General features: G+C 74.0%; 12 protein-coding genes. 4 read left to right on the plus strand and 8 right to left on the minus strand.

Features of this window, described 5'->3' with window-relative positions; genetic code table 11:
- The 3 genes from H9640_RS03710 to H9640_RS03720 form a co-directional block, all read right to left on the minus strand.
- On the minus strand, positions 1-2,798 hold a 2,798-nt coding region (locus tag H9640_RS03710; RefSeq protein WP_191789479.1), incomplete at its 3' end, for an ATP-dependent helicase.
- Entirely contained in the window at positions 2,795-6,277 is a 3,483-nt protein-coding gene (locus H9640_RS03715) for a UrvD/REP family ATP-dependent DNA helicase (RefSeq protein ID WP_225226701.1), read from the minus strand. The genes H9640_RS03710 and H9640_RS03715, both read right to left, overlap by 4 nt.
- A 69-nt stretch (positions 6,278-6,346) precedes the next feature.
- Positions 6,347-7,234: a DUF3152 domain-containing protein gene (locus H9640_RS03720; protein ID WP_191789367.1), complete on the minus strand. Its 888-nt coding sequence runs from the start codon at positions 7,232-7,234 to the stop codon at positions 6,347-6,349.
- 249 nt (positions 7,235-7,483) lie between these two features.
- Between H9640_RS03720 and H9640_RS03725 the strand changes: the two genes are divergently transcribed.
- Complete coding sequence (locus H9640_RS03725) at positions 7,484-8,140, plus strand: TetR/AcrR family transcriptional regulator (RefSeq protein ID WP_191789368.1); 657 nt, start codon at positions 7,484-7,486, stop codon at positions 8,138-8,140.
- Positions 8,141-8,276: 136 nt separating this feature from the next.
- The gene (locus tag H9640_RS03730) at positions 8,277-8,501 is read left to right on the plus strand and encodes a DUF3107 domain-containing protein (protein WP_030150741.1); all 225 of its coding nucleotides are present in this window, start codon (positions 8,277-8,279) and stop codon (positions 8,499-8,501) included.
- Positions 8,502-8,632: 131 nt separating this feature from the next.
- Here the strand turns inward: H9640_RS03730 and H9640_RS03735 are convergent, their stop codons facing one another.
- Positions 8,633-9,370 carry a ferritin-like fold-containing protein gene (locus H9640_RS03735; RefSeq protein ID WP_191789369.1) on the minus strand — a complete coding sequence of 246 codons (738 nt, stop codon included), beginning with the start codon at positions 9,368-9,370 and terminating at the stop codon, positions 8,633-8,635.
- Between the two features lie 421 nt (positions 9,371-9,791).
- On the opposite strand from H9640_RS03735, the gene H9640_RS03740 reads away from it, so the two are divergent.
- Both H9640_RS03740 and H9640_RS03745 read left to right on the plus strand, forming a co-directional pair.
- Positions 9,792-11,510, plus strand: coding sequence for a DEAD/DEAH box helicase (locus H9640_RS03740; RefSeq protein WP_191789370.1), 1,719 nt, complete (start codon positions 9,792-9,794; stop codon positions 11,508-11,510).
- A gap of 148 nt (positions 11,511-11,658) precedes the next feature.
- Complete coding sequence (locus H9640_RS03745) at positions 11,659-12,141, plus strand: VOC family protein (RefSeq protein WP_191789371.1); 483 nt, start codon at positions 11,659-11,661, stop codon at positions 12,139-12,141.
- Positions 12,142-12,153: 12 nt separating this feature from the next.
- Here the strand turns inward: H9640_RS03745 and H9640_RS03750 are convergent, their stop codons facing one another.
- From H9640_RS03750 to H9640_RS03765, 4 genes are all read right to left on the minus strand, one after another.
- Entirely contained in the window at positions 12,154-13,935 is a 1,782-nt protein-coding gene (locus tag H9640_RS03750; protein ID WP_191789372.1) for a beta-N-acetylhexosaminidase, read from the minus strand.
- Between the two features lie 234 nt (positions 13,936-14,169).
- Positions 14,170-14,796, minus strand: coding sequence for a MarC family protein (locus H9640_RS03755; RefSeq protein ID WP_191789373.1), 627 nt, complete (start codon positions 14,794-14,796; stop codon positions 14,170-14,172).
- 19 nt (positions 14,797-14,815) lie between these two features.
- On the minus strand, positions 14,816-15,655 hold the full coding sequence (locus tag H9640_RS03760; RefSeq protein WP_191789374.1) for a PHP domain-containing protein: 840 nt from the start codon (positions 15,653-15,655) through the stop codon (positions 14,816-14,818).
- Positions 15,656-15,762: 107 nt separating this feature from the next.
- Positions 15,763-16,749, minus strand: coding sequence for an aldo/keto reductase (locus tag H9640_RS03765; RefSeq protein ID WP_191789375.1), 987 nt, complete (start codon positions 16,747-16,749; stop codon positions 15,763-15,765).
- Between the last annotated feature and the right edge of the window lie 140 nt (positions 16,750-16,889).

Raw genomic sequence — 16,889 nt, forward strand, 5'->3', positions numbered from 1 at the left:
GGCCCCGGCCCCGGGGCGGGGGGGGCCCGCACGACCGCGCGAGCGCGCGGCTCGGCGGTCGGCACGGGCGACCCGTCGGCCACGGCCCCGTCTGCACCGGCGCCGTCGACCCCCGGCTCTCCGCGCGGCCACTCGGCCTCGTGGACCAGCTCGTCGCGCGGGTTGGTCTCGTCCTTCTCGGGCATGCCGGCCCAGTCGGCGTCGCTGATGATCCCGGCCTCGGCGAGCTCGACGAGGAACGGCGACGGGGTGCGCGGCTTGGTCGCGTCCCGCCACCAGGAGCCGGCGAGCAGGAGCTCGGCGCGGGCGCGCGTGAACGCGACGTAGGCGAGACGGCGCTCCTCGTCGACCTGGTGCTCGCCGCTCGCCGCGAGGAACTCCTTGCGGCGACCGTCGAGGTCCTTGGCGTCCTCGGCGACCTCGTAGTGGAAGACGGGCAGGTCCTCGGCGTCGCCGCGCAACGGGTACGGCAGGTTGCCCAGCCCGGTGAACCAGCCGCTGTCGGTCGGCCCCTTGTCCCCCACGGCCGTGCTGGGGAAGATCCCGTCGACCATGCCCGGCACGGCGACGACGTCCCACTCCAGCCCCTTCGAGGCGTGCACCGTGATGATCTGCACCGCGTCCGGGTCGGGTTCGCGCACGGGGAGGTCGAGCCCCCGCTCCTGCGACCCGGCCGTGCCGAGCCACGCGAGGAAGGCGCCGAGCGTGGGCAGGTCAGCGGACTGCGAGAACGTCGCCGCGACGTCGCGGAACGCGTCGAGGTGCGCGCGCCCGCGGTCCCCGACCTCCTCGCCGTACCCGCCGGCCGCGAGCGTGGCCGCGGTGGTCACCTCGATGTCGAGGCCCAGCGCCCGCTCGGCCTGGGTCACGAGCTCGGGGAGCGACAGGTACGTCTGCCCGCGCAGGTCGCGCAGCACCCTGGACAGCGCGGCGAGCCGCGCGTGCCCGGCCTCGGTGAGCACGCGACCGTCCCGCGCGGGGTGCCCCGGGGCGGGCAGGTCGTCGAGCGCGTCGACGATCGACCGGTGGTCGACGACGTCGCCCTCGACCACCGTGAGCGTCCCGTCCGCGGCGACGCCAGGCAGCTCTGCCTCGCCCGACGTGCCCGCACCCGACGGACCGGCGGACGCTCCGCCGTCGGGCGGGCCGGCGGGAGAGGAGTCGGCAGACGGGCGGCGCGCCGCGTCCCGGCGCGCCAGGTCCGCCGCCCAGCTGCTCAGCGCGTGCAGGTCGGCCGCGCCCAGGTTGAGGCGCGGACCCGTGAGGACACGCATGAGCGAGTCGCCGCGCGACGGGTCGTGCGCGACCTCCAGGAGCGCCACGAGGTCCACGACCTCCGGGGTCGAGAGCAGGCCGCCCAGCCCCACGACCTCGACCGGCAGCCCCTTGGCGCGCAGCGCGACCTCCATCGCGAGGAACTGCGAGCGCGCGCGGCACAGCACCGCTGCGGTCACGCGTTCCTGACGGCGCGTGCGCGGACGCCACCGCTCGGCGACGAAGTCAGCGACCGCCGCGGCCTCCTCCTCGAGCGTCGCCGCGTACACACCGGTCACGACACCGCGACCCGCGCCGGGACGCTCGTCGAGCTGCGGCACGGGCACGCGCGTAGCGCCCTCGCGCAACGGCGCAGCCGTGACGTTGGCCGCGGCCAGGACGGCACGGTCGTTGCGCCAGGACGTGCTGAGGTACTGCACGTCGGCCGGTGCGCCCGTGCTGCCGGGGCCCGTCGCGCGGAACCGCTCGGGAAACCGTGCCAGCCCCGACGCGCTCGCGCCGCGCCAGCCGTAGATCGACTGGTTCGGGTCGCCGACTGCCGTCACCGGGTGCCCGCCGAACAGCGCGCACAGGAGCTCGACCTGTGCGTACGACGTGTCCTGGTACTCGTCGAGCAGCACGACGCCGTACCGGGCCCGCTCCCCCGCGCCCACCGCGGGCACGGTCCGCGCGAGCCGGGCCGCGATCGCGACCTGGTCCCCGAAGTCGAGCGAGTCCGACGTCCGCTTGCGCTCCTGGTAGGTCTCGACGACGTCGAGCAGCCGGTGGCGCTCACCGAGCGAGCCCAGGAGCCGCTTGACCTCGGCATAGTGCTCGGTGCGCTTGCCGCCGAGCGGCGTCGCCAGGATCTTGTCGACGATGCCCGTGATGCCCGCGCGGGCCTCGTCAGGGCTCAGCAGGTGCTCGCTCAGCGCCCCGGACAGCGACAGGACCGCGCCCACGACCGTCGAGAACGCGGCGTCGGTCTGGAGGTCTCCGGCCCAGCTCTCGACGACCTCCGCCGCGAGCTGCCACTGGCTGGCCTCCGAGAGCAGCCGCGCGCCGGGCTCGATGCCGATGCGCAGCGCGTGGTCCCCCACGAGCGAGGCGGCGTAGGAGTTGTACGTCGAGATCGCGGGCCGGTCCAGCATCGACAGCGCAGCGCCGTCCTTGCCCAGTGCGCGGTCGAGCTGCACGAGGCGCGACTGGACGCGTTCGGCGAGCTCGCCCGCGGCCTTGCGCGTGAAGGTCAGCCCGAGCACCGCCTCCTTGGCGACCCACTCGTTCGCGATGAGCCACACGACGCGCGCGGCCATGGTCTCGGTCTTGCCCGACCCCGCCCCGGCCACCACGAGCATCGGCGCGAGGGGCGCCTCGATCACGGCGACCTGCTCGTCGGTGGGTCGCGGACGCCCGAGCATCTCCGCGATGCGCACGGCCGAGAACCGCGGCTCGGGCAGCTCCCGCTCGCCCGGCCCGTCAGCCCCGGCCGGGAACCCGACCGCCCCGAGGTCGACGTCGTCGAACAGCGACTCGGCGCTCATGCGATCACCTGGCGGCCTTCCGTCATGAGGGGGCACGAGCGGCGCACGGGGCACACCGAGCACAGCTTGTTCTCGCGGGCCGTGAACACCGAGTCGGCCATGGTGTCCGCGACGTCCTCCACGAGCTCGCGCGCCCAGCTCGACCCGTCGGGCTCGGGCTCGAGCGCGGGCTGCGTCCGCAGGCCCGCGTCCTTGCCGTCGCCCACGAACACGAGCTGGGCGCCCGCGCTGCGGGTGCCGTCGGGCAGGTCGAGGACCCCGCCCTCCACGGCGAGCTGATAGGTACCGAGCTGAGGGTTGGTCACGGCCTCGGCGACCGACGGCTTGGTCTTGCCCGTCTTGAGGTCCGCGACGCGCACCGCGCCGTCCCCGGCGTCCTCGACCCGGTCGATGACCCCGCGCAGCACGGCGCGGCCGATCTCGAGCTCGAACGGCGCCTCGACGAGCAACGGCTCGCCCGAGGACTGCAGGTACCCCGCGAGCCGGCCGACCATGTCCTCGGCCTTGTGCCGCGTCTGGGTCGCGGGCCAGCCCGGCGTGAGCGCGAGCTCGGGCCAGCGCCGGTCCAGCTCGGCAGCGAGCTCGGAGTGCGTCCCGCGCGGCGCCTCCTGCGCGATCGAGTGCACCAGGTTGCCCAGGGACTGCGCGGTCGCGTCGGGGGCCGTGCCGCCCGCGCTCTCCACGGCCCAGCGCAGCGCGCACCTGCTCACCGACTCGACCTTGGACGGGGAGATCATGACCGTGTCCTCGGGACCCCACAGGGGTTCGGTGCTGGAGACCGGGTTGACGCCGTACCAGGACTCGGGGCGCGCCTCGCCGACGCCTGCGAGCGCCAGGTCGGCGAGGAGCTCCGCGAGGTCGTCGGCGCGCGCGGGGTCCGAAGAGTCCGCGCGGCCGCGCCGCCCACCAGGGGCAGCCGACCGCACGGAAGGTGCGGGCACCTCGGGCGACGCCTTCACGACCTCCTCGACGAGCAGGCTGCGTGCCGAGGCGACGAGCCCGCGCAGGTCGAGCGGCTGCCCGACCTCGACGCGGCGCGGGTCGCGGTCCTCGTCGGGTACCGCGGGCCCGTCCCCGTCGTCGCCGGGCACCGCGCCCGGTCCCTCGTCGGTGTCGTCAGGTCCCGCGGGCGGGCACACGAGGTCGACGAACGGCGAGGGGACCTCGTCGACGTCGCTCACGGCCGTCACGAGCAGGCGTCGCGTCGCGCGCGAGGTCGCGACCGCGAAGGACCGCAGCTCGTCGGTGAGGACGGCGCGCCGGGCGTCCGGCCCCAGGCCGTGCGCGTCCTGCGAGCGCCCAGCGAGGAGCTCGACGAGCGCCTCGGAGCCGAGCAAGGAGTCACGCAGCCGCAGGTCCGGCCACACGCCGTCCTGGACACCGGCCACGACCACGACGTCCCACTCGCGACCGGCCGCGCCCGCGGGCGTGAGGGCGGCGACCGAGTCCGTACCCGCGGCGCGGGCCGCGAGCGAGTCGGCGGGCAGGTCCTGGGACTCGAGGTACTCCACGAACGCCGACGGCGGAGCACCCGGCATGCGGTCGACGAAGGTCTCCGCGGCACGGAAGAGAGCGAGGACGGCGTCGAGGTCGCGGTCCGCGCGGGCGCCGACCGCTCCCCCGCCCAGCGCTGCGTCGCGCCACCGGTCCGACAGGCCGGTCGCGTGCCAGATCGCCCAGAGGACGGTCTGCGCGGTCGCGTCGGGGGCGAGCACGGCCTCGCGTCCGGCGGCGATCACCCGGGCCACGGACACGGCTCCGCGGCGCACGCTCGCGGGCAGCGTCGCGGCGCGCGACTCGTCGAGCAGGACCTCGACCAGGAGGGCGTCGGACGTCCGTCCGCCACCCGAGCCGAGCTCCTCGGCGCGCAACGCCCGGCGGAGCCGCCGCAGCGCGACCACGTCGAGGCCTCCCACGGGCGAGGTCACGAGCGCGGCCGCCGTCACGGGGTCCAGCTCGTCGAAGCCCGACGGTGCGTCGGACGCGGCGGGCTCGCGCTCGATCAGCGTCTCCGCGGGGTCGCCCACGTCGCGGGTCACGGCGTCGTCGATCCCGGCCGCGCCGCGCACGCCGTCCAGCCCCCGCGAGTACCCGGCCGGGGGCAGACCCACCGCGACACGCATGATCGCGAGCAGCGGCGTGACCGCGGGCTCCTCGCGCAGCGGCACGTCCGAGCCGAGGATGCCGACGGGCACCGAGGCCGCGATGAGCGCACGGCGCAGCGTCGCGAGCTGAGCCCCGGCACGGCAGACGACGGCCATGCGCCCCCAGGGGGTGCCGTGCAGCAGGTGCTCGGCGCGCAGCTCGCGGGCCACGTACGTGGCCTCCTCGGCGCCGCTGCCCAGCAGGGCGACCGAGGCGCCGCGTGGCGGGCCGTCCTCCGGGACGGGGACGGGCGACGCCGCCGCCCCGCGGTGGACCGCGCCGGCGACCGTGCCGATCTGGGTCGTCACGGTCCGCGTGACCTCGCGCAGGTCGCCCTCCTGCCGCCAGGCGGTGCCGAGGACCTCGACGCGGGCGTCGAACTCTCCCGTCGCGGCGCGCCGCCGCACGGGTGCCGCGGCCCGCCCGACCAGGGCCGGGCTCGCACCGCGGAAGGTCTGGACCGCGGTGTCCGGGTCCGCGAGCAGGACGAGGCGCGCGCCGTCGTCGTGCACCACGCGCAGGAAGCGCGCCGTCGCGATCGTGGCCTCCTGGTAGTCGTCGACCACGACCAGGTCCCACCCGGGCCGGGGTGCCCCCGTGACCTCGTCCTCCCAGGCCAGCAGTGCCTCGGCGGCCTCGTCGACGACGACCGCGGGGTCGTAGCGCGAGCCCAGGTCCGGGGTCCCGACCCGCAGCGCCGTCACGTCGAGGTACTCCTGGTAGACCTGCGCGGCGGTCCGCCACTCGGGGCGGTCGTGCGCCCGGCCCAGGTCGTCGAGGTCTGCGGGCGTCAGTCCGCGCTCTGCCGCTCGCATCAGGAGGTCGCGCAGCTCCTGGCGCAGGCCGCGCAGGGCCAGCACCTCCTCCGGCAGGCCGTCCGGCAGGCGCAGCGGCACACCGTCGCCGTCGAGGTGACCCGCGAGCAGCTCGGCGAGCAGGAGGTCCTGCTCAGGACCGGAGATGAGGGTGGGCGGTGGCTCGCCGGTCGCCGCGGCCCGCGCCCGCAGGACCGCGAACGCGGCGGCGGCGGCGGTGCGGACCATCGGGGCGCTCACGGTGCGGTCCGCGCGCGCCGACAACCGGTCGCGCACCTCGGCCGCGGACCGCCGCGACGCCGCGACCACCAGGATCCGGGCCGGGTCCACGCCCTCGCTCAGCGCCTGCGCGGCCACCTCGATGGCCACGGTCGTCTTGCCCGTCCCCGGCGCCCCGACGACGAGCGTCGCAGGCTCCGTGCGCACCGCGTCGAGCGCGGCCCGCTGGGTCTCGTCGAGCCGGACGGGGGCCGCGGAGGCGGCGTCCGGGAGGACGAGGCGGAGGTCGGGAAGGTGCAGCACCCGAAGATCTCATCACGAGGCACCCACATCGCCAGGCCGCCCCGGCGACCAGGGTCGCGAACGCCGCTAGAGCGTCGGCCACCCGTTCGGCAGGCACCCCTCGGTCGACATCGACTGCTGGACCATGACGGGCGCGAGCGCCCCCGGCGCGGGGCAGCTCACGTGCCGGTGCCCCAGCACGTGCCCGACCTCGTGGTTCACCAGGTACTGCCGGTACAGCGGCAGGTCCTGCCCGAAGTCGGTCGCGCCGTTCACCCAGCGCGAGAAGTTGAGGATCGCGGCGCCGGTCACACCGCACGAGTACGCCCCCTCGGTCTGGAGCGGCGCGCACAGCCGGTCGGTCGTCGCAGGGCTCGCCAGGACCACACGGATGTCCGCGTCGCCCCCGGTCCGCGCGAACGTCACGCCGTCCACCGCGCTCCAGCCCCGCGGGTCGTTGAGCGTCGCGAGCACGGCGGCCGCGAACGTCTCGCCGTCCACGGGCAGCCCCTGCTCGACCTCGACACGCACACGCCGGACCGCCCCCGCCCCGGGCGCCGGCACCTCGGCGGGCACGATCGTCAAGGCTCCGCCGAGGTCCGGCACGACCTCCCGGCCGACCAGCCCCGACCCCTCCTCGACGACCCGCTCGAGGGGCAGCGGCAGCGACCCCGGACCGTCGAGGCCGACGAGCGGGTCGCGGACCGAACGGCTCGCGGGGTCCTCCGAGCGCGCATCGGCCGCGCCGTCCGTGCTGGCGGTCCCGCCCGCCGCGGAACCGGCGCTCGCCTCGGGCGCCGCGCCGTCCTCCTGCCCGACGCCGTCGCCCCCTGCGCGGTCCGTCGCACCGGAGGCCGCAGGGGCCACGGGACCGGTCGGGGCGCCGGGGATCAACGAACCCACCCCGAGGACGCCGGCCCCGAGCCCGCCCAGGACACCGGCCACGACGAACGCTGCCGCCGGACCGCGGCGCATCCCGCGCCGACGTGCGCTCCCGAGCCTCGCCCGGGCGCGTGCAGCACGCGACGGGCGCGCCGCCGTCGGGCCGGGAAAAGCCGCCTGACCTGGGTCTTCACCCTCCACCGGACGATCCCCCAGAGGGCCCCTCCAACCGTCGACGGGCGCTCCTGGTGCATTCACGTGTCCATGATCGCATCGCCCGCCGCACCACCTCTGCGCTGCCCGTACTATCGCGGCATGTCGGGGGTCGCAGAGAAGCAGAGAATGCCCGGTTCCGTCCGCGCACGCATGCCCAAGGGCGAACGGCGTGTGCAGCTGCTCACGATCGCCGAACGCCTGTTCTCCGACCACGGCTACCACCACATCACGATGGACGACATCGCCGACGGCGCCGGGGTCAGCAAGCCCGTCCTCTACCGGCACTTCCCGTCCAAGCTCGACCTGTACCTCGCGCTCGTCGACCAGCAGGGCGTGGCGCTCGTGGACTCGGTCCGCACCGTCCTCGCACCGTTCCGGTCCGCACCACCGGGCACCTCCCCCACCGACGTCGACGCGCTCGCCGTGGACGGGCTCGCCGTGATCGAGGCCATCGTGCGGGCGTACGTCGACTACGCGCGGACCGCCGGCCCGTCCGCGGGTCTCCTGTTCGAGTCCGACGTCATGCGCGACCCCGGCGTCCGCGCCCGCGTGCTCGAGCCCGACGAGGTCAACGCCCGCGAGTTCGCCCGCGTCCTCGGCCGCCTGACGTCGCTCACCGAGCACGAGGCGCTCGTCGTCGCGCGCACGTGCACCGCGATCGCGCGCAACGCCGCGGGCGAGGCCGCGCGCGCCGGCACCGACGTGACGAGCGAGGAGCTCACCCGGCTCGTGCCCGCGCTCGCGTGGCGCGGGGTCCACGGGATGCTGCGCCGCGACCGCTGACACCGGTCGGGCCCCTCACCCGCCTCCACCAGCGAGGGAGCGCCCGGGGCGTCCGGGAATCTCGTTAGTATCGGAGGAGTTGTCGACCAGTGGCCGGCGGGATCACCCGCAGGCGACGCTCGCGAAGGAGAATCACGTGGAAGTCACCATCGGTGTGCAGAACTTGGCCCGCGAGCTCGTGATCGAGACGGAGGAGACCACGGAGGCCGTGGCCGCCGCCGTCTCCGCCGCTCTGGCCGGCGGTCCGGCCCTCGAGCTGCTCGACTCGCGCGGGCGCCGCGTCATCGTCCCGACGGCGTCGATCGGCTACGTCGAGATCGGCACCGAGGAGCAGCGTCGGGTGGGCTTCGGCTCGCTCTGACGACTCGCGGCTGACTCGCTCAGCGCACGAGAGCGGGGCCCCGCCGGACCCCGCCGGGGGCCCGCTCTCGTCGTCTCAGGCCGCGAGGCCTAGCTCCACCCGCTCAGGCCGCGAGGCCCAACTCCACCCGCTCAGGCCGCGAGGCCCAACCGCCCCATCCGGCGCGTGTGCTCCGCCGTGAGCTGGGAGAACACCCAGGCCTGCCGGTCGGCGGCGGTACCCGTCACGTCGGCAGCCCCGGGCGTGCCCGCCTCGGTGCGGTGTCCCGCGCCGTCCGCGAGGAGCCGGCCCAGGCCCTCACGCTCGGAGAGCAGCGTCTGCACGAGCCCCAGGGCCTCGCCCACGAGGCGACGTCCCCACAGCGCGAGGCGGGACGCGAGCACGGGGTCGGCAGCAGCGGCGTCGGCGATGACGGTGGCCGAGCGCTCCGAGTCGACGCCGTCCGAGAGGATCTCCAGGACCAGGTCGCGCGACTCGTCGTCGAGCCCGTCCGCGGCGAGGCGGCAGAAGTCGTCGGCCACACCGTGCCCGACGTACCCCTTGAGGACGCCCTCCCACCAGGTGCTCGACGGGGTGCGGCTCTCGAAGTCGTCGAAGATGCCGTCGAAGGCTCCCATCTCGGCCTCGGGGTCACCGCCCAGGTCCGCGATGCGCTCCAGGACCCGCTCATGCCGCGCGAGCATCTTGCCCGCGTGCCGCGAGAGCTGGTGGCGCTGCGCGAGGGTCGGCGCGTTCGCCGCGTCGGCCGCCAGCCGTCCGAACGTCGCGAGCTCGGTGTAGGCGATCAGGCCCAGGAGCCCGATCACGTCGCGGTCGGTCGCGAGCCTGGCCGTACGGTCGGACAGGTCGTGGTGCTGGGGCTCGCTCATCCGGCCAGAATAGTCGAGCGCCCTCCGCCGGCCGCGACATGAAACGTGACAACACGGGTGATGACGGGTCCAGCGGGAGCAGTCCGATACTATGGGTGGGTACATCGGTTGCCCGGTCGTCCGAATCCCCGGCCCCCGGTGGGTGCTCCCTGAGCCCCACCCCGTGCCGAAAGACTTGCGAACGACACTGCACGACGCCGACCTCGGTCGGTGCGCGCGGGCGGAACCGGGGTTCGCGCCTCACGGCCGACGACCCCCGACGACGTCTTCGCGGCGAATACCCACGATCGGCTGCCGGCCACTAGGCGCGAGAGACCGTACCTGCCTGGGACTTCCCCGGAGCATCGTGGACCCGCCGAACCGTCGGGTCGATCACGCACGTGCGGCGCCTCGCGCCAGACATCAGAACCACGAGGCACCAGTGACCACCACCGAAACTCCCGTCGAGCCCACCGAGCTCGACCTCCCCTCTGTCGAGAACCCTGCCGACGACGTCCAGGGCACGCTGTCGTCGAGCGTCCAGGCCAAGGACGTCTCCTTCGCGGACTTCGGCGTCCGCCCGGAGATCGTCGAGGCGCTGGCCGACGCCGGCATCACCCACCCCTTCCCCATCCAGGCCATGACGCTGCCGGTCGCGATGTCGGGCCACGACATCATCGGCCAGGCCAAGACCGGCACCGGCAAGACGCTCGGCTTCGGCGTGCCGCTGCTGCACCGCGTCGTCGCTCCGGGCGAGGAGGGCTTCGACCAGCTCCCCGCCCCGGGCAAGCCGCAGGCGCTCGTCATCGTCCCGACGCGTGAGCTCGCCGTCCAGGTCGCCGGCGACCTCGAGGCCGCGTCGGCCAAGCGCAGCGTCCGCATCATCCAGCTCTACGGCGGCCGTGCGTACGAGCCGCAGATCGCGACGCTCAACGCGGGCGTCGAGGTCGTCGTCGGTACCCCGGGTCGCATGATCGACCTCATGAACCAGGGGCACCTCAACCTCACGCGCGCTCGCTGCGTCGTGCTCGACGAGGCCGACGAGATGCTCGACCTGGGCTTCCTGCCCGACGTCGAGAAGCTCCTCTCGCGCACGCCCGCAGCCCGCCACACGATGCTGTTCTCGGCGACCATGCCGGGCGCGGTCGTCTCGATGGCGCGCCGCTACATGACGCAGCCCACCCACATCCGGGCCAACGACCCGGACGACGGCGGCCAGACCGTCAAGAACATCAAGCAGGTCGTCTACCGCGCGCACGCGCTCGACAAGGTCGAGGTCCTCGCGCGCATCCTCCAGTCCGAGGGCCGCGGTCTGACGATCGTGTTCGCGCGCACCAAGCGCACGGCCGCCAAGGTGGCCGACGAGCTCGCGGACCGCGGCTTCGCGTCGGGCGCGATCCACGGCGACCTGGGCCAGGGCGCCCGCGAGCAGGCGCTGCGCGCGTTCCGCTCGGGCAAGATCGACGTGCTCGTCGCGACCGACGTCGCAGCCCGCGGCATCGACGTCGACGACGTCACGCACGTCGTGAACTACCAGTGCCCCGAGGACGAGAAGACCTACCTGCACCGCACGGGACGTACCGGCCGCGCGGGCAACAAGGGCACGGCCGTCACGTTCGTCGACTGGGACGACGTGCCCCGCTGGTCGCTCATCAACAAGGCCTTGGACCTGAACATCCCGGAGCCCGTCGAGACGTACTCGACGTCCCCCCACCTGTACACGGACCTCAACATCCCCGAGGGCACCAAGGGCCGCCTGCCCAAGTCCGCGCAGACCCGCGCGGGCCTGGACGCCGAGAAGCTCGAGGACCTGGGCGAGACCGGCAAGCGTGGCGGTGCACCGTCGCGCGGCGGCCGCGACGCAGGCCGCGACGCGGGCCGTTCGGGCTCGCGCGACGCCGGGCGTTCGGGTGGCCGCGACAGCGAGCGCAGCGGCTCGCGTTCCGGCGGCCGCGAGGGTGGTCGCGCCGGCGAGGGTGCACAGCGCTCCTCGTCCACGGGTTCCACCGACGCTGCTCAGGCTCCGCGCACCGAGGCTCCGGCTGCGGGCGCCTCGGCCGAGGGCGCTCCCTCACGTCCGCGTCGTCAGCGCAACCGCCGCCGCACGCACGGCGGCGCGTCGGGTGCCGGGACGGCAGGGACGCCGGCTCCGACCGAGTGATCCTCGACCGCTCCGCCTGACCTGACGGCGGGCCGTCGCTCCACGGCCGCCTGCGCCTCCGGCCCGCTGCCCCGGGGGGGGGGGCCCCCCCGTCGTGTCCAGGGACCTCGTCGGAGCACGTCCCGCAGGTCGGGTCTAGCGTGGGTCCATGGAACCTCGCGTCAGTCTGATCACCCTCGGGGTGCGCGACGTCGCCCGGGCGCGCGCCTTCTACGTCGACGGCCTGGGCTGGGAGCCGGTCAACGAGGTGCCGGGCGAGGTCGTCTTCCTCCAGGTCGGCCACGGCCTGCTGCTCTCCCTGTGGCGCCGCGCCGACCTCCTCGAAGAGGCCGGTCCTGGCGTCCACGAGGCCCACCACTCCCCTGAGCATTCGCCGGGGCACGTCGTACCCGTCGCGCTCGCGCACAACGTCGGTTCCCCCGCGGAGGTGGACGACGTCCTGGCGAGCGCGCTCGCCGCAGGAGGCTCCGTCGTCGTGCACGCGCAGGTGCGCGTGTGGGGTGGGTACTCGGGGTACTTCGCGGACCCGGACGGGTTCCGCTGGGAGGTCGCGCACAACCCGGGCCTCGTGGTGTCCGACGACGGACAGGTCACCTTCGTCGCGCCGGAACCCGACCCCGGGGCCTGGTAGGACCCGGTCGCCTCACGGGGTCCAGTCGACGTCCACGACCTCGTTCCACCCGATGCCCGCCGCGGTCCAGCGTGGGGACACCTGGACGAGCCGGTCGCGGAAGTCCGGGTAGCTGCGGTCGGCCTGGTCGGACCACGCGACCTCGGCCGTCGCGGGCAGGCGCGGGAAGAGCATGAAGTCGGCGTACTGGTCGACGGGCACGAACTCGTCGAGGCTCTCGGGGGTCTTCATGAGGCTGTCCGGGTAGGAGCGGTCGGACCACAGCAGCACCTCGACACCGGCCATGTCGGACTCGTCGGCCAGGACACTCTTCCCGTCCGGCGAGGTGAGCTCGGTCGCGGGGTCCCAGCCGTACGCCTCCTCGAGCGTGATCTGCGCGGCCCACTCCAGGCCGTACGGGGTGTCCTGGTCGTACTTCATGTCGAGGTAGGTGCGGTCCGCCGGGGACATGATGAGCCGCGCGCCCAGGTCGAGGGCGTCCTGCACGTCGACCAGGTCGGCGTTCGTCGCCTCCCCGCCGATGACCGGGCGCAGCCGCTCCCCCACACCCCAGTACTGGACGAGCGTGCCCGGCGGCAGCGCCTCGGCAGCACCCCACTGGTGCCAGCCGATCACGGTCTTGCCGTGGCCGGTCGCGATCTCGTTCGCGGCCTCGGCGTAGTTCTCGTACCAGCCGGGCGGGCTGGGGGCCTCGTCGCCGCCCAGGTGCAGGTACGGTCCGGGGTTCTGCCCCGCGACGGACGCGAGGACGGTCTGGAGGAACGCCCGGACGTTGCCCATGTTCTCCTCGCTCGAGCAGACCACGGGGTTGTTGACCTCGGGGCCCCAGTACTGCGCCGTGGGGACGCCGTCGCACGTCAGCGAACCGAGCGACGCCTGGGCCGCGAGCGTGTGGCCGGGCCCGTCGATCTCCGGGATGACCGTCATGAACTTCTCGCCCGCGTACGCGACGATCTCCGCGTACTCCGCGGCGGTGTAGTACCAGCGTTCACCCTCTCCGCTGCCCGGCTCCCACCACTCCTGCGTCGTGGAGCCGATCTCGGTGAGCTCGGGCAGGGCGTCGACGGCGATGCGCCACCCCTGGTCGTCCGTGAGGTGCAGATGCAGAGCGTTGAGCTTGTAGGTCGAGGCGTGGTCGATGAAGCGCTTGACGGACTCGACCGGGTAGAAGCGGCGGGCCACGTCGAGCATCGCGCCACGGTAGGCGAAGCGGGGCTCGTCGGTGATCGTGACGGCCGGGGCGGTCCAGCCGCCTGCGGGGGCGTCCTGGACGGTGGTCGACTCGATCTCCGGCGGGAAGAGCTGGCGCAGCGTCTGGACACCGCGGAACAGGCCGGGGGGCACGGCCGCCGTCAGGACGATCTGGTCGTCGTCGACCGTGAGCTCGTACGCCTCGACCGCCGGGTCGTCGAGCAGGCCGTCCCGGTCCCAGGCGACCTCGGTGTCCGGGACGAGCTCGAGCCGGATCTCGCCCGCCGCCCCATCGACAGCCGGGCCGAGCGGCAGGTCGAAGCCCGTCGCCGTCCCGAGGTACTCGGCGAGCTCCTCCCCGACGTGGTGGACGTCAGGGGCCAGGTACTCAGGGGTGACCAGGGCGATCGTCGAGTCCGCGGTGAGGACGAATCCCTCGCCCCCGTCGAGGCTCACGTCGGTGGGCACGGGGACGAGCCCCAGGCCGAGCGACGGGACAGTGCTCTCCTCGGCCGTGCAGGCCGTGAGCAGCGTCGCGGTGAGGATCGTGGAGAGGAACCCTGCGGCCAGGGCGGCGGGTCGACGGCGACCTGGCGAGTTCATCAGCACTCCTTCGTCACTCACGACCGGGGACGGCCACGCCGTCTCCTGGCGACCACCCTAGGGGCGACCAGGGGCGCGGCCACGTGGGTCAGCCGTCTCGATGAGGTAACGAATCCGGTGGGATCGGTCCCATGATGTCCGGCAGGCCGTACCGCTGCTGGAGCCGGCCCCGCCGCCCGACAGCACGACGCCCGCGAGACCCGAGGGTCTCGCGGGCGTGTCGACGAGAGGCGGCTAGTTCGCCATCTGCACGAACGCCGTGACGGCGTCCGCGACGAGCTGCACCGCGATCGCCGCGAGCAGCAGGCCCGCGATGCGGGTCACGAGGATCGTGCCCGAGTCGCCCAGGACGCGGTGGATGACGTTCGCGAAGCGCATCGCCAGGAACAGCGTGAGGTGCACGGCGACGACGCCGGCCGCGATCGCGACCCAGTCCGCGGCGGACCCGTCGGCGCGCTGGACGAAGACCATGGTCGCGACGATCGCACCGGGCCCGGCCAGGAGCGGCGTGCCGAGCGGGACCAGGGCGACGTTGACGCCCTTGTTGCCCGACGGCGTCGGCTCCTCCATCTTGCCCGTCAGCAGCTCCATCGCGACCAGCAGGAGCAGGAGGCCGCCGGACGCCTTGAGCGCCGGGAGCGAGATGCCCATGTAGTTGAGGATCTGCTGGCCGAAGACCGCGAACGACACGATCACGCCGAACGCGACGAGGATCGCCGTCCGGGCGGCCTGGTTGCGTTGCTTGGCGCCCATGGCGCTGGTCAGTCCCAGGAAGATGGGGACCGTCCCGGGAGGGTCCATGATCACGAACAGCGTGATGAACACCTCGGTGAAGAGGCGCAGGTCCATGATGTCGTTCACGACACCACCGCCCGCGCCGTCATCGGATCACGTCCAACGTGCCTAGCTCCTCGATCGTCTCCAGCACTCGTGGTGCTGTCGTGTTCTCGCCGAGCCGGTTCGGTTTGCCGGCCCCGTGGTAGTCGCTCGAACCCGTCACGAGGAGGCCCAGGGTGTGGGCGATGTCCTCGAGGCGGGCAACCTGCTGTGTGCTGTGGTCGCGGTGGTGCACCTCGAGCCCCAGCAGTCCTGCGTCGGCCATCTGCTCGATGACCACGTCCGGCACCACGCGTCCTCGTCCGTCGGCGCCCGGGTGGGCGAAGACGGGCACGCCGCCCGCCGCGCGCACCGCGCGCACGGCGTCCAGGACGTCGGGTGCGTAGTGCGGCACGTAGTAGCCGGTGCCGGGGTGCAGGATCGTGGCGAATGCCGCCGAGCGGTCGCTGACGTGGCCGGTGGCCACCAGGGCGTCCGCGATGTGCGGCCGCCCGATCGTGGTCCCCTCCTGCGTCTGCGACAGGACATCTTCCCACGTGAGCGGGTAGTCCTCGCCGATCCGCTCGACCATGCGCCGGGCGCGCGAGACGCGGTCCTCGCGCGTGCGCTCGGTCTCGGCCAGCAGGTCGGGGTGGGTGGGGTCGTGCAGGTAGCTCAGGAGGTGCACGGAGACGTGTCCCGCGCGGGCCGAGATCTCCGCGCCGCGCACCAGGGCGATGCCGTGCTGCTGGGCGGACTCGGCGGCGTCGGCCCAGCCGGCGGTCGTGTCGTGGTCGGTCAGGGCGACGACGTCGAGCCCTGCGGCGGCTGCGTCCGCCACGACGTGGGCCGGAGCATCGGTCCCGTCGGACGCCGTGGAGTGGGTGTGGAGGTCGATGCGCACCGTCTCAGGATAGTGAGGGTGCGCGTCGCGGCCCGCCGAGGCAGGCCCGACGGCGCCGCTCACGGCACGCGCCCTCTCGCCCGGGCGGGGCGAGAGGGCGCCACGGGTCAGAGGCCGGTCATCTTCTGCATGGCCTCGTTGTAGCGGGCACCGGCGACGCCGAGGCGGGCCGCCGCCTCCCCGAGGGACGAGAGGTCGGCCGCGGAGAGGTCGAGCGTGGTCGCACCGAGGTTCTCCTCGATGCGGGACAGCCTCCGGGTGCCCGGGATCGGGACGAGGTCCGGGCGCTGGGCGAGCAGCCAGGCGAGGGCGACCTGGGCGGGCGTCGCCCGGTGGACTGCCGCGACCTCGGTGACGAGGTCGACGAGCGCCTGGTTCGCGGCCCGGTTCTCCTCGGTGAAGCGCGGGATGAGGGTGCGGACGTCCCCCGGGGTGAACTCGGTCGAGGCGTTCACGGTGCCCGTGAGGAAGCCCTTGCCGAGCGGGCTGAACGGCACGAGCGAGATGCCGAGCTCGTCGAGGGCCGGCAGGATCTCGTGCTCGATCTCCCGGGTCCACAGCGAGTACTCGCTCTGCAGCGCGGTCACGGGATGGACGGCGTGGGCGCGGCGGATGGTGCCCGCGCCGGCCTCGGAGAGTCCGAAGTGGGCTACCTTGCCCTCGGCGACGAGCTCGGCGACCGCGCCCGCGACGTCCTCGATGGGCACGCCCGGGTCCACCCGGTGCTGGTAGAACAGGTCGATCCGGTCCGTGCGCAGCCGCTGGAGCGACGCGTCGGCGACGCGACGGATCTGCTCGGGGCGGCTGTCCACGCCGATCGACCTCCCGTCGCGGATGTCGAAGCCGAACTTCGTCGCGAGGACCACCTGGTCGCGCAGGGGTTCGAGCGCCTCGCCCACGAGCTCCTCGTTGACGTACGGGCCGTACACCTCGGCGGTGTCGAAGAACGTGACACCGCGCTCGACCGCCCCGCGCAGCACCGCGATCATCTCGTCGCGGTCACCCGGGTTGGGTCCGTAGCTCTGGCTCATGCCCATGCATCCCAGCCCGAGGGCCGAGACCTCGAGCCCTCGTCCGAGCGTCCGTGTCTCCATGTGCGCCTCCTGTGATGTCGTGCCGGTCGCGGTTGCGACGGGCGGCGCCTCACGCGCGCCGCTTCGTCGACGTCCCACAGCCGACGCTACGTCCGCCGCGCCGCCGCGGGCAGGGCCCAGCGGTACCTCTCTCGTCAGGG

The sequence above is a fragment of the Oerskovia gallyi genome, assembly GCF_014836745.1.
Lineage (GTDB): Bacteria > Actinomycetota > Actinomycetes > Actinomycetales > Cellulomonadaceae > Oerskovia > Oerskovia paurometabola.